This is a genomic window from Pseudomonas sp. Leaf48 (assembly GCF_001421885.1).
Taxonomy (GTDB): domain Bacteria; phylum Pseudomonadota; class Gammaproteobacteria; order Pseudomonadales; family Pseudomonadaceae; genus Aquipseudomonas.
Map to the genome: position 1 here is coordinate 1 of NZ_LMLH01000011.1, position 12,109 is coordinate 12,109.

General features: G+C 59.6%; 10 protein-coding genes. 4 read left to right on the forward strand and 6 right to left on the reverse strand.

The window, feature by feature from the left end:
• Nucleotides 1-409 precede the first annotated feature (409 nt).
• Genes ASE98_RS09635 through antA form a run of 4 tightly spaced genes read right to left on the reverse strand, consistent with a single transcriptional unit; the run spans nucleotide 410 to nucleotide 4,777 of the window.
• Entirely contained in the window at nucleotides 410-1,813 is a 1,404-nt protein-coding gene (locus ASE98_RS09635; RefSeq protein WP_060541141.1) for an amino acid permease, read from the reverse strand.
• Between the two features lie 43 nt (nucleotides 1,814-1,856).
• On the reverse strand, nucleotides 1,857-2,876 hold the full coding sequence (gene antC, locus ASE98_RS09640) for an anthranilate 1,2-dioxygenase electron transfer component AntC (protein ID WP_060541142.1): 1,020 nt from the start codon (nucleotides 2,874-2,876) through the stop codon (nucleotides 1,857-1,859).
• A gap of 18 nt (nucleotides 2,877-2,894) precedes the next feature.
• Nucleotides 2,895-3,386, reverse strand: coding sequence for an anthranilate 1,2-dioxygenase small subunit (gene antB, locus ASE98_RS09645; protein WP_060541143.1), 492 nt, complete (start codon nucleotides 3,384-3,386; stop codon nucleotides 2,895-2,897).
• The gene (gene antA, locus ASE98_RS09650) at nucleotides 3,386-4,777 is read right to left on the reverse strand and encodes an anthranilate 1,2-dioxygenase large subunit (RefSeq protein ID WP_060541144.1); all 1,392 of its coding nucleotides are present in this window, start codon (nucleotides 4,775-4,777) and stop codon (nucleotides 3,386-3,388) included. The genes antB and antA overlap by 1 nt, the downstream gene beginning before the upstream one ends.
• 378 nt (nucleotides 4,778-5,155) lie before the next feature.
• Here antA and ASE98_RS09655 point away from each other — a divergent pair, with 378 nt between their 5' ends.
• Nucleotides 5,156-6,169, forward strand: a complete 1,014-nt coding sequence (locus ASE98_RS09655) for an AraC family transcriptional regulator (protein ID WP_060541145.1) — start codon at nucleotides 5,156-5,158, stop codon at nucleotides 6,167-6,169.
• A 120-nt stretch (nucleotides 6,170-6,289) separates the two neighbouring features.
• On the opposite strand, the gene ASE98_RS09660 is transcribed toward ASE98_RS09655, so the two are convergent.
• A complete protein-coding gene (locus ASE98_RS09660; protein WP_060541146.1) occupies nucleotides 6,290-6,763 on the reverse strand; it encodes an Lrp/AsnC family transcriptional regulator in 474 nt (157 codons plus the stop codon).
• A 174-nt stretch (nucleotides 6,764-6,937) separates the two neighbouring features.
• Between ASE98_RS09660 and kynU the strand changes: the two genes are divergently transcribed.
• From kynU to ASE98_RS09675, 3 genes are all read left to right on the forward strand, one after another.
• Nucleotides 6,938-8,188, forward strand: coding sequence for a kynureninase (gene kynU, locus ASE98_RS09665; protein WP_060541147.1), 1,251 nt, complete (start codon nucleotides 6,938-6,940; stop codon nucleotides 8,186-8,188).
• A gap of 104 nt (nucleotides 8,189-8,292) precedes the next feature.
• The gene (locus ASE98_RS09670) at nucleotides 8,293-9,606 is read left to right on the forward strand and encodes an OprD family porin (RefSeq protein WP_060541148.1); all 1,314 of its coding nucleotides are present in this window, start codon (nucleotides 8,293-8,295) and stop codon (nucleotides 9,604-9,606) included.
• Nucleotides 9,607-9,691: 85 nt separating this feature from the next.
• Entirely contained in the window at nucleotides 9,692-11,131 is a 1,440-nt protein-coding gene (locus tag ASE98_RS09675; protein ID WP_060541149.1) for an amino acid permease, read from the forward strand.
• Here ASE98_RS09675 and ASE98_RS09680 read toward each other — a convergent pair.
• Entirely contained in the window at nucleotides 11,072-11,956 is an 885-nt protein-coding gene (locus tag ASE98_RS09680; RefSeq protein WP_060541150.1) for a LysR family transcriptional regulator, read from the reverse strand. The two genes, ASE98_RS09675 and ASE98_RS09680, sit on opposite strands and share 60 nt — an antisense overlap.
• Nucleotides 11,957-12,109: the final 153 nt, after the last annotated feature.

The window sequence follows — 12,109 nt, forward strand, 5'->3', positions numbered from 1 at the left end:
GCTCCTACAGGGGAACGTGCTCACTAGAATTCAGGTCGGCTGTCAGGCCGCCTCGCTTTGGCTTTAGATTTGGGCGCCCCGTTAAACCACGATGGCCGAACGCAGGCATTGCGCAGTGGGGAAACCGGCAGGACGCCGGTTTAGCCGCGCTGGGCCAGGGATGGCCCATCGCGGCGACCCACGGAGCAATGCTGGAGAGAGGGCATGCCGAGCCACAGCGAGGCACCGAGTGGTGGGGCAAGAGCCTTTTGGTTACTTTTGGGCTCTTCCAAAAGTGACTCGCTGTAAGAGCGAAACCATAAGTGGCCGTTACCGCAGCAATGGATATCCCCCCAATCCAGTTTTTAACAACACCATGCTTAAGTGAACAGCATTACCGCAATACCGGGGCTTTTTGTTGCGCGTTGGATTATTCAGCGACGGGCAAGCCGCGATCGCGCGCCACACGTATCCGGTAGAACAGGTAGATGATCACCACCCACACCGGGATGGCGATGACCGAGGCGCGAATGCCCGGAATCATCCACATCACGCAGATGATCATGGCCATGAACGCCAGGCACAGGTAGTTGCTGTAGGGAAACCAGAACGACTTGAAGCCCGGAACGATGCCTTGCTGGCCCATGCTTTTGCGAAACTTCAGGTGGGTCAGGCTGATCAGCGTCCAGTTGATCATCAACGAGGCGACCACCAGGGCGAACAGCAACTCCAGCGCTTCATGGGGCGCCAGGTAGTTGACCAGCACCGACAGCATGGTGATCAGCGCCGAGATGCCCAGCGCCCGCAGTGGCACGCCCTGTTTGTTCAGTTTCATCAGCGACTTTGGTGCGTCGCCCTGTTCGGCCAGGCCGTAGAGCATGCGGCTGTTGCAGTAGACGCCGCTGTTGTAGACCGAGAGCGCCGCGGTGAGCACCACGAAGTTGAGGATGTGCGCGGCGGTGTCGCTGCCGATCAGCGAGAAGATCTGTACGAACGGGCTGCCACCGTAGGCATCGCCGGACGCGCCGAGGGTCTGCAGCAGTTGATCCCAGGGGTACAGCGACAGCAGCACGGTGAGGGCGCCGACGTAGAAGATCAACACGCGATACACCACCTGGTTGATCGCCTTGGGAATCACCTTCCTCGGTTCGCTGGCTTCAGCTGCCGTGATGCCGACCAGTTCCAGGCCGCCGAAGGAAAACATGATGAACGCCATCGACATCAGCAAGCCGGTGGTGCCGTTGGGGAAGAATCCGCCGTGGCTCCACAGGTTGCTGATCGACGCCTGCGGCCCGCCGGTGCCGCTGAACAGCATGTAGCAGCCCAGGACGATCATGCCGATGATTGCCACGACCTTGATGATCGCGAACCAGAACTCCATCTCGCCGAAGACTTTGACGTTCATCGTGTTGATCAGGTTGACCAGTACGAAGAACACCGCAGCGCTGACCCAGGTCGGGATCTCGGGCCACCAGAACTGCACGTACTTGCCCACGGCCGTCAGCTCGGCCATGCCCACCAGCACGTACAGCACCCAGTAATTCCAGCCGGAGAGGAAGCCGGCATAACCGCTCCAGTACTTGTGGGCGAAGTGACTGAAGGAACCGGCCACCGGCTCTTCGACAATCATCTCGCCCAACTGGCGCATGATCAGGAAGGCGATGAACCCGGCAATCGCATAACCGAGGATCATCGACGGCCCGGCCGACTTGAGTACGCCCGCAGAGCCGAGGAACAGCCCGGTGCCAATCGCCCCGCCCAGGGCGATCAGTTGAATATGCCGATTCTTCAACCCCCGCTTGAGCGTTCCCTGTTGCAAGATTTCATCCGCCATCTCGATCCCTTCTGGTTATTGTTGTCAGGCCTGATTTGAAAGATCAGATATTACTCTCGGTGAACTTTTCGTAATACAGGTGAACGCTGTCCAGTGCCTGGGTCTGCAACCAGTCCTTGATCGACTCGACCATCGGCGGTGGCCCGCAGACGTACATGTCGACCGGCGCGTCGCGCAATTCGCTGAGGTCGAAATGCTCGGCAATGTAGCCGCGCTTGCCCGTCCACTGCGGCGAAGGGTCGCTGACCACTTCGGTGTAGCGAAACCCCGGAAGGCGTTCGGCGTAGGCCTCGATCCGCGCGCGTTCGCACAGGTCGGCAGCGTCGCGCACGCCGTAGTACAGGTGCACCGGCTGCGCACAATCGCGTTCGGCGAGGTCGTCGAGCATGCCCAGCAGTGCCGACAGCCCGGTTCCGCCCGCCACCAGGATCAGCGGTTTGGCCACATGCCGCAGATAGAAGGCGCCCAGAGGGGCCTCCAGCATGATTTCGTCGCCCACCTGACAGCGTTCACGGATGTAGTTGCTCATCACCCCGTCGGGCAACAGGCGAATCAGAAATTGCAGTTGATTGTGTTCACTTGGCCGATTGGCAAACGAATAGGAACGCTTGCTGTCGGTCCCGGGAATCGACAAACGGGCGTACTGCCCCGGCAGAAAATCCAGCGGGGTGGTCGTACCGAGGTCCAGGTGCAGGATCGCGGTGCTGGCAGAAATCTGCCTGATGTCGGTCACCTTCGCGCTCAGTTGTGCCGGACCCGAGGCGTTGCACAGGCTGGAAGCGAAGTCGAAATAGAACGCCGCATCGGATTTGACCCGGGTCTGGCAGGTGAGCATCTTGCGCTGCTGCAGGTCCAGGCTCGAGAGCGCTTCCTCGTCGACGTAATCCTGGCTGTAGTCACCCGATTCACAGCGACCCTGACAGGTGCCGCAGACGCCTTCGCGGCAATCCAGGGGAATGTTGATGCCGTTGCGCAGGGCGGCGTCGAGCAGGATTTCGTTGGGTTGTACGGGAAAGAACAGGGTTTTTCCGTCGGCAAAGCTGAACGCTACTTTGTGATTCATGCCTCGGTCTCCAGGGGCTCAGAGGTGGTAGAAGTCGAGTACCGAGTTGATGGTGTCGTTAAGCAGCAGCACATGCTTGCGGCTGATCAGCCAGCTGTCGGCGTGAGGCTTGAGCCGGTAGGTCGCGCGGCCATAGAACTGCTCGGAGGTAGCCAGGCGATAGAACAGCGTGTGCCAGTTCAGGCGCACCTCCAGTTCACCGCCCTCAAGTTCGCTGATCCGCACGTTGTTGATCAAATGCAGGGTGCGCGGCATCGGCGTCGAGGACGCGGACTTGCCGGTGCGCAGGCGGAACACGCGATCTTCCAGGCCGGAACGGTTGGGGTAGTAGATAAGCGACATTTCGCGTTTGGGGTCGCGGGTGTAGACGTGTTCCGAGTCCCATTGCGGCAGGTGGAATTCACTCTGCTCGTCGAACAGCTTGATGTAGGCGTCCCAGTCCTGGGCGTCGCACAATTCGGATTTGCGGTAGAAAAACTGTTCGATCTGGTACTGCAATTGCGCATTCATCATTGCACCTCACGGAGTTTCAGGGATTTCGCGTCCAGGCCGTCGAGCAGGAATTTCTGCCAGTTGCCGTGCTGGTTGACGTAAAGCCCTTCGTGGGTGAATTCGGTGCCGGTCATGGCCGGGGCAATGCCGATCGCCTTGCTGTTGGGCGTGGCGCCGGTGGCCCATTGATGATTGCCACGGGAAATGTCGCTCCAGCGCTCCAGGCGCGCCTGGAAACCGCGCTGGGCTTCACGGAATTCCACCAGGTCGTCCGGAGTGCCCAGGCCCGACACGTTGAAGAAATCCTCGAACTGGCGAATGCGGTTTTCGCGGTCGGCGTCCGACTCGTTTTTCACTCCGATGCACTGGCTGATGATCTCGGTCTTGTTCCAGGCCACCGGGCGAATGATGCGCAGTTGCGAGCTGATCTGGTCGAGGAAAAACAGGCTCGGATAGATGTTCAGGTTGCGCAGGCGATGCATCATCCATTCGGCCTTTTCCTGGCCGTATTCTTCGACCAGTCGCGGCATGATGGTGGCATAGCCCGAGCGTACCGTCGGGTTCGGCATGTCACTGAACAACACACTGTGTCCGTTGTTGAAGGCGAACCAGCCGTCATCGGTATTGGCATCGCCGGCACCGAGCTTGCTGTAGTCCAGGGTACTGCCGTTGCCGGTGCCGTTCTCGCTGTTGACCTGCTGGCGATGCTGCACCGTGGCCACATAGTTGTAGTGCACGGTGCTGACGTGATAGCCGTCGAGACCGTTTTCGTTCTGCAGTTTCCAGTTGCCATCGTAGGTGTAGGCCGACTTGCCGGGCAGCACTTCCAGCTCACCGGTGGGCGATTGGGCGACCATCATGTCGAAGAACACCTTGGCGTCGCCGAGGAAGTCTTCCAGGCTGTTGTCGGCGTGCACATCGAGGCTGATGAACACGAAACCCTTATAGCTCTGGATGCGGGCTTTTTTCAGGCCGCGTGTCGCCTTGTCGAAGCCTTCCGGATACTCGCCAGGCGCCTTGACCTTCACCAGGCGCCCGTCGCTCTTGTAGCACCAGGCATGGAACGGGCAGGTGAAGGTCGACTGGTTGCCCTTGCCGACGCGGGTCAGGGTTGTGCCCCGATGCTGGCAGGCGTTGATCAGTGCGTTGAGCTGACCCTCGCCGTCGCGGGTAATGATCATCGGCTGACGGCCGGCGCGCATGGTGACAAAGTCGTGGTTATTGGCCAGCTCGCTTTCATGACAGGCGTAGATCCAGTTCTTCTCGAAGATCAGTTCCATCTCCAGGTCGAACAACTGCGGCTCGGTGAACATGTCACGGGCAATGCGGAACACACCATCTACCGGACGGAAGTCCAGGCAGCCTTCAATAAACGCTTTCCACTGCTCGACGTTTTTTTCGCCACTCATGGGGGTGTACCTGTTTTTGTATTGGGGCTAATCGGTGTGCGCATTAGAGGGAGTGGGGCGGGTGGGGGTCTATCCGGTTTGTCGGCGAAGGCAGTCCGTATAATTTGTGGGGTAACACGCGCGGGGTATCAAGCTGTGCAGCGACTACCCAAACCGCGCATCAAACGATGAACGGCTGCCCCTGTTTGCAACAATGAGGTACTGTTTCGCACAACCTCGAGTGCCTGTTGGGGGGCGTTCATCGGCTGTTTTATCCGCATAGTCGAGAATTGCTATCCACTTGGTTGGCGCCGGGGTTTCATGGCTTGGAACTTGCCTTCTCCACGCCTGAGACGCGCCGTCAGAGCGCGCTGAAAAATAGCCTGTGGGTGCATCGTGATGAACAGCAAAACCGATCCGCAGTGTCGCGACATTCGTGTCGACAGCGATGATCTTGAGGCCGCGAGAAACTGGATGTCCGGTATTTGCGGGCCGCATCGACTCGTGAGCACGACGCCCGAGCGAATCCGCTTCCATCACAGCGCCAACATGTTCAAGTCGATGGCCACGACCCTGGGCACCATCGAGTACGGCACCGATGTCACCATCGATATCGAAGACGCCGAGCACTTCAGCAGTTACAGCCTGAGCTTGCCCCTGGTGGGCGAGCAGGAGTTGAGCAAGAACGGCAGTGTGCTGAGATCTGACCGCGACCAAGGCGTGATTATTTCCCCGAATGAAAACCAGCTGCTGGCGATCTCCGGCGACTGCCGCAAGGTCCAGGTGGTGATCACCCGCGTCGCCATGAGCGAGTCCCTGCAAGGCCTGCTGCAGCGGCCGCTGGACGCGCCGCTGCGCTTCGAACCGGTGATGGATGCGGTCGATGGTGCGTCGGCCTCTTGGTGGCGTATGGCGCGTTATTTCATCACCGAGCTGGAACGCAGCAGCGAGCTGTACGAGCAAGTGGCGTTCACCCGGGATATTGAGAGCTCGCTCATCAAAGGCCTGATCCTCGCTCAGCCGAATAATTATTCAGAGGAGTTGCGGGAGGTGCTGGGCGTGAAGTTGCCCCATTACCTGATCCGGGCTCGGCAATACATTCACGACAATGCTCGCGAGGCTTTGCATCTGGAGGACATCGAGCTCGCTGCCGGGGTTTCGCGCTTCAAGCTGTTCGAGGCGTTCAAGAAGTACTTCGCTCTGTCGCCAATGGTCTACCTGAAAAAATACCGCTTGAACGGCGTGCGCCAGGAGATCCTCGAGCACGGCTCGGTGCGCAATATTTCCGAAATCGCCATGGGCTGGGGCTTCACCCATCTGGGGCGTTTTTCCGCCGAGTACCGCAAGCTGTTCGACGAATCCCCAAGCATGACCTTGCAGCGCAATGAAGCCCGGCGCATGCGGGGCTTCTGAGCGAACCCTGTGGGAGCGGGCTTGCTCGCGAATGCGCAGGTCCAGTGAACATTGGTTTCAACTGACACTCCCTCTTCGCGAGCAAGCCCGCTCGCACAGGTTTGGCAGTGCGTTGCTCCCTTACTTGCGCACCACCAGGTCCAGCAACTCGTCGCGCTCCTTGATTTTCTGCAGGACTATTTCCGAGCGGATATCAGTGACCCCCGCCGTGCGGTTCAAGTGATTGACGATGAAATCGGAGAAGTGTTTGAGGTTGCGCGCCTGGACCCGCAACACATAGTTGCTCGCGCCCGTAATCACGTACGCGGTGACCACTTCCGGCCACGACTGGACCTTCTTGATAAAGGTCTCGTGCCAGTCCTCGATGTCCTGTCGCAATGACACATGGACGATGGCTTCCAGCTCGATTCCCAGCCGCTCGGCATTCAGCACGGCGCGATAGCCACAGATGATTCCCTCGCTTTCCAGCAGGCGCAATCGGCGTAGACAGGCCGACGGCGACAGGGCGACTTTCTCTGCCAGTTCCTGGTTGCTGATACGGCCATCCTGTTGCAGTTGATGGAGGATTCGCAGGTCTGTCGAGTCGAGATTCATGGCTGGTGTAAATCCGCGTTTATAGGAGTTGTATTCGAATTTTATGCGAAACAACTACCCTGCGGCCGCTTACTTTGCACGAAAATTCTGCAAGTCATCGTTCATTATCTCTCCACGGAAAAGGGCCGGAAACGCCCGTAAAAACGCTACGACCTTCAAAGAACAGGACACCCGATGACAACAAGAAACGATTGCCTGGAGCTTGATGCCCAGGACACTCTCGCGCCGCTACGCCAGCAGTTTGCGCTACCCGACGGTGTGATTTATCTCGATGGCAATTCGCTGGGCGCACGCCCCGTCGCGGCGTTGGCGCGTGCTCAGGAGGTGATCGCCCAGGAGTGGGGCAATGGCCTGATCCGCAGCTGGAACAGTGCCGGTTGGCGCGATCTTTCCGAGCGTCTGGGCAATCGCCTGGCTGGGCTGATCGGCGCCGGTGACGGTGAAGTGGTGGTGACCGATACCACCTCGATCAACCTGTTCAAAGTGCTCAGCGCTGCGTTGCGCGTGCAGGCCACACGTTCGCCAACTCGACGGGTGATCGTGACCGAAGCCAGTAACTTCCCCACCGACCTGTACATCGCCGAAGGTCTGGCCGACATGCTGCAGCAGGGCTACACCTTGCGCCTGGTCGACAGCCCGCAAGAGTTGCCGCAAGCGATTGACCAGGACACGGCGGTGGTGATGCTCACCCACGTCAATTACAAGACGGGCTACATGCACGACATGCAGGCCCTCACGGCTCTGACCCACGAGTGTGGGGCGCTGGCCATCTGGGACCTGGCGCATTCCGCTGGCGCGGTGCCTGTCGACCTGCATCAGGCGGGCGCCGACTACGCCATCGGCTGCACCTACAAGTACCTCAATGGCGGTCCGGGTTCCCAGGCGTTTGTCTGGGTGTCGCCAAAATTGTGCGATCTGGTGCCGCAGCCGCTGTCGGGCTGGTTCGGCCATTCGCGACAGTTTGCAATGGAGTCTCGCTACGAGCCGAGCAGCGGCATTGCCCGTTATCTGTGCGGCACCCAGCCGATCACTTCATTGGCAATGGTCGAGTGCGGGCTGGACGTGTTCGCCCAGACTGACATGGCCAGCCTGCGCCGCAAATCGCTGGCCCTGACGGACCTGTTCATCGAATTGGTAGAACAGCGCTGCGCAGCTCACGAATTGAAGCTGATCACTCCGCGCGAGCACGCCAAGCGTGGCAGCCACGTCAGCTTCGAACACCCTGAAGGTTATGCGGTGATCCAGGCCCTGATCGAGCGGGGTGTGATTGGTGACTACCGCGAGCCGCGGATCATGCGTTTCGGCTTTACCCCGCTATACACGACCTTCACCGAGGTTTGGGATGCGGTGCAGATCCTTGGCGAGATTCTCGATGAGAAAACCTGGGCGCAAGCGCGATTCCAGGTCCGCCACAGCGTCACCTGATACTTGCGATGTCGACGTCCGGCTGCCGTTTTTTGCGCGCAGCAGGTCTTCGGCCGCTGTCCAACAAGAGTTCTGTGCAATCACAATAATAAGGAGCACGCAGAATGAGACTCTCCCTCTGGCCCGCCTTGCCGTTGGCCATCAGCAGTTGCCTCGGGCAAATGGCCTATGCCGACGCAGGCAACGGCTTCGTCGAAGACAGCAGCCTGACCCTGACCAACCGTAACTTCTATTTTTATCGCAACAACCTCAACAACCCTGGCGGGCAGAATTATCGGGATGAATGGGCTCACGGGATCATGCTCGATTACCGCTCCGGGTACACCCAGGGAACCGTAGGGTTCGGGGTCGATGCCTACGCGCAATTGGGCATCAAGCTCGACAGTGGCAAGGGACGCACGGGCACGGGCTTGCTGCCCATCGATTCCGATGGTAACCCCGAGGATGAGTATTCCGAAGCGGGTGGCGCGGTGAAGGCGCGGATATCCCGGACCGAGCTCAAGTACGGCAACCTGACACCACTCAACCCGGTGTTCGGTACTGGTAATGCACGACTGTTCACCAGCGTGGCCACCGGTTTTCAGCTGACCAGCAATGAACTCAAGGCCTTGCAACTGGACATCGGTCATTTCACCGCCGGCAACGACAGCAATTCGACCAACGCCGATGGCGCACTCAAAGCGCTGTACGCTGGCGTGGAAACCCGCAGCGTCGATTATCTGGGCGGCAGTTACGCCCTGAACGATCAACTGAGCGTCAGCCTGTACGGTTCGCAGTTCACCGATATCTGGCGGCAGTACTACGCCAACAGCAATTACACCTTTATCCTCAGCGAAGGCCAGTCGCTGAACCTGGATTTCAATATTTACCGCACCCTCGACGATGGCCAGCGCCTTGCCGGCAAGATCGACAACACCACCTGGTCGCTGGCCAGCGCGTACAAGTTCGGCGCCCATCGATTGACCCTGGCGTATCAACAGGTCGATGGCAATGAACCGTTCGATTACCTGGGTTTCGACCAGCAGCCGGGCACGTCGATTTTCCTCGCCAACTCGGTTCAGGTGCTCGACTTCAACGCCCCCAACGAACGCTCATGGCAACTGCGTTATGACCTGGACATGGCGCCGTTCGGCGTGCCGGGCCTGAGCTTCATGTCGCGCTACGTCAGCGGTGACCATATCGACGACAGCCATTACGACGGCGGTCCCAACGGCGCCTATGGGCGCTACGGCGATGACGGCAAGCGCTGGGAACGCGACATCGAAGCGCGCTACGTCGTGCAGTCGGGCAAGGCCAGGGATCTCTCGGTGCGGGTACGCCAGGCCAGTGTGCGTTCGACCGCCCAAGTGGCCCGGGCTGATACCACGGACAACAACGAAGTGCGCGTCATCATCGAGTATCCACTGAGTATTTTCTGATCCGTGTGCTGCTGTGCGTGGCTGATCCCCACCGTAAAAACCAAGACGTGCTCTTCAAGAAAGACAATATTCAGAGGACATAAAAATGACCGATAACGCCGGTTTTGAAACGATATCCAACCGTGAACAGGGTCTGCGGCGTCAGCTGACGTCCGGGCAGATGAGCATGATCGCCATTGGCGGTGCGATTGGCACCGGACTGTTCATGGGCAGTGCCTACGCGATCGGCTATGCCGGGCCGAGCGTGCTGCTCAGCTACGCCATCGGCGCGATCATCACCTTGCTGCTGATGGGTTGCCTGGCGGAAATGACCGTGGCCCATTCGACCTCCGGTTCGTTCGGTGCCTACGCCGAATTTTATGTCAGCCCCCTGGCCGGGTTCCTGGTGCGTTATGCCTATTGGGCAGCGATCGTGCTGGCGGTCGGTACGGAAGTGACGGCGGTGGCGATGTACATGAAGTACTGGTTTGCCAACGTGCCGGAGTGGGTGTGGATCATCTCGTTCTCCAGTGTGCTGATTGTGCTCAATGCCATCAGCGTGAAGACGTTTGGCACTTTCGAATACTGGTTCTCGACCATCAAGATCGGCGCGATTGTCGGCTTCATCATTCTCGCGGTGTATGTGGTGTTCGGTTCCGGCAACCCGGAATACGGCGTGCACAATTACACCAGTCACGGCGGCTTTTTCCCCAATGGCCTGCAAGGCATGTGGGTCGCGGTCATCGTGTCGATCTTCAGCTACCTGAGCGTGGAGATGATCGCGGTGGCCGCCGGTGAGGCGCAGGACCCGGAACAAGCGGTGAAGAAAGCCTTTCGCGCGACCATCGTGCGGCTGGTGGTGTTCTACCTGTTGACCCTGGCCCTGATGCTGGCGATCGTGCCGTGGGTGCAGGCCGGTCACGCGCAGAGCCCGTTCGTCACGGTGATGCAGGCCATCGGCATTCCCGGCGCCACCGGGGTGATGAATTTCGTGATCCTGATCGCCGCGCTGTCGGCGATGAACAGCCAGTTGTACATCACCACGCGCATGATGTTCAGCCTGTCCCGTGGCGGTTACGCACCCAAGTCCATGGGCAAGTTGAGCAAGACCGGGATTCCGCTCAATGCCCTGTTGTTGTCGAGCTCGGGCATTGCCCTGGCGACGTTGCTCAACATCCTGTACCCGGAAAGTTCGTTCACCCTGATGATGGCGATCTCCATGTTCGGCGCCATCTTCACCTGGTTCATGATCTTCCTGACCCACTACTGTTTCCGCCGTTATCACCAGCGCCACGGCGAACGTAAACTGTCGTTCCGCATGCGCCTGTTTCCTTACACGACATTGCTGGGGTTGGTGCTGATGGGCGCGGTGATGATCACCACCTACTTCACCGAGGCCTTCAAGATGACCCTGGTGTTTGGCGTGCCGTTCCTGGTTCTGCTGACGGTGGTCTATGGTCTGTTTTTCAGAAAGCCAAAGCCGGCCTCACTCAGTGCGCAAGGCTTCGAGCAGCGCTCTGGCATAGCCGGGCAGACCAGTGAATGAACGGGCGCACAGCAGTAATTTTCGCTGTGCCCAGTCCTCCTTCAACGCGAAGCTTTTGAGCGGTTGATCCAGTGCCCGGCGCTGGATCGCCGCCCGCGGCACGATGGCCAGCCCGGCACCGCGAGCGACCATGCGAATCACCCCGTCGAAGCCTTCCGCACGGATGCGGATCTGCATGCGCATACCTGCGTGCAACGCCTGTTCTTCGAGGTACACCGCCAGTGCGCTATTGGCGGCCAGTCCGACGTAATCGTGCTGCAAGGTATCGCTGAAACCTGGCGGTTTGCCGGCGGCCAGGGGATGCCCGGGCGGCATGATCAGCACCAGCGGATCGTCGCGAAAGGGCAAGGTCTGGAGACCCTGGGCGTCCACCGCATCGGAGACGATACCGAGGTCTGCTGCACCCTGGCGCAGGGCGTGGGTGATGCGCGTGCTGGGTAATTCCTGCAGGTCGATGTCGAGGTTGGGGTGCTCGCGCAGGAAATCGCCGAGCAATTCCGGCAGGTATTCGGTGATCGCCGTGGTGTTGCACAGTAACCGTACCTGGCCTTTGACGCCTTTTGCATATTCGGCGAGGTCCTGCTGCATGCTTTCGGCTTGTTGCAGCAGGCCCCGGGCGTGCTGTGCCAGGGCTTTGCCGGCAGGCGTCGGCGTTACCCCGCGACGGCCGCGTTGCAGGAAATCAGTGCCAAGTGACGCTTCCATCGCGCGGATTCGCGCACTCGCCGCTGCCAGTGATAGATGACTGCGCGCGGCGCCGGCGGTGATGTTGCCGGTGTCGAGGATGTGCAGGTAGAGGCGCAGGTCGGTCAGGTCGAAGTGCATTGGTACAGCCTCAAGAGGTGTGTTGTCTGCACGGACGCCTTCGCGAGCAAGCCCGCTCCCACAGTGGATCTGTGAACGACACAAATTCCATGTGGGAGCGGGCTTGCTCGCGAAGGGGCCAGCAGCAACACCAAATATGCAAGCCTCTGTATA

Excerpts from the sequence above, each read along its gene's own strand:
- ASE98_RS09635 (WP_060541141.1), bottom strand. The coding sequence starts at position 1,813 with ATGGCGGATGAAATCTTGCAACAGGGAACGCTCAAGCGGGGGTTGAAG.
- antC (WP_060541142.1), bottom strand. The coding sequence starts at position 2,876 with ATGAATCACAAAGTAGCGTTCAGCTTTGCCGACGGAAAAACCCTGTTC.
- antB (WP_060541143.1), bottom strand. The coding sequence starts at position 3,386 with ATGAATGCGCAATTGCAGTACCAGATCGAACAGTTTTTCTACCGCAAA.
- antA (WP_060541144.1), bottom strand. The coding sequence starts at position 4,777 with ATGAGTGGCGAAAAAAACGTCGAGCAGTGGAAAGCGTTTATTGAAGGC.
- ASE98_RS09655 (WP_060541145.1), top strand. The coding sequence starts at position 5,156 with ATGAACAGCAAAACCGATCCGCAGTGTCGCGACATTCGTGTCGACAGC.
- ASE98_RS09660 (WP_060541146.1), bottom strand. The coding sequence starts at position 6,763 with ATGAATCTCGACTCGACAGACCTGCGAATCCTCCATCAACTGCAACAG.
- kynU (WP_060541147.1), top strand. The coding sequence starts at position 6,938 with ATGACAACAAGAAACGATTGCCTGGAGCTTGATGCCCAGGACACTCTC.
- ASE98_RS09670 (WP_060541148.1), top strand. The coding sequence starts at position 8,293 with ATGAGACTCTCCCTCTGGCCCGCCTTGCCGTTGGCCATCAGCAGTTGC.
- ASE98_RS09675 (WP_060541149.1), top strand. The coding sequence starts at position 9,692 with ATGACCGATAACGCCGGTTTTGAAACGATATCCAACCGTGAACAGGGT.
- ASE98_RS09680 (WP_060541150.1), bottom strand. The coding sequence starts at position 11,956 with ATGCACTTCGACCTGACCGACCTGCGCCTCTACCTGCACATCCTCGAC.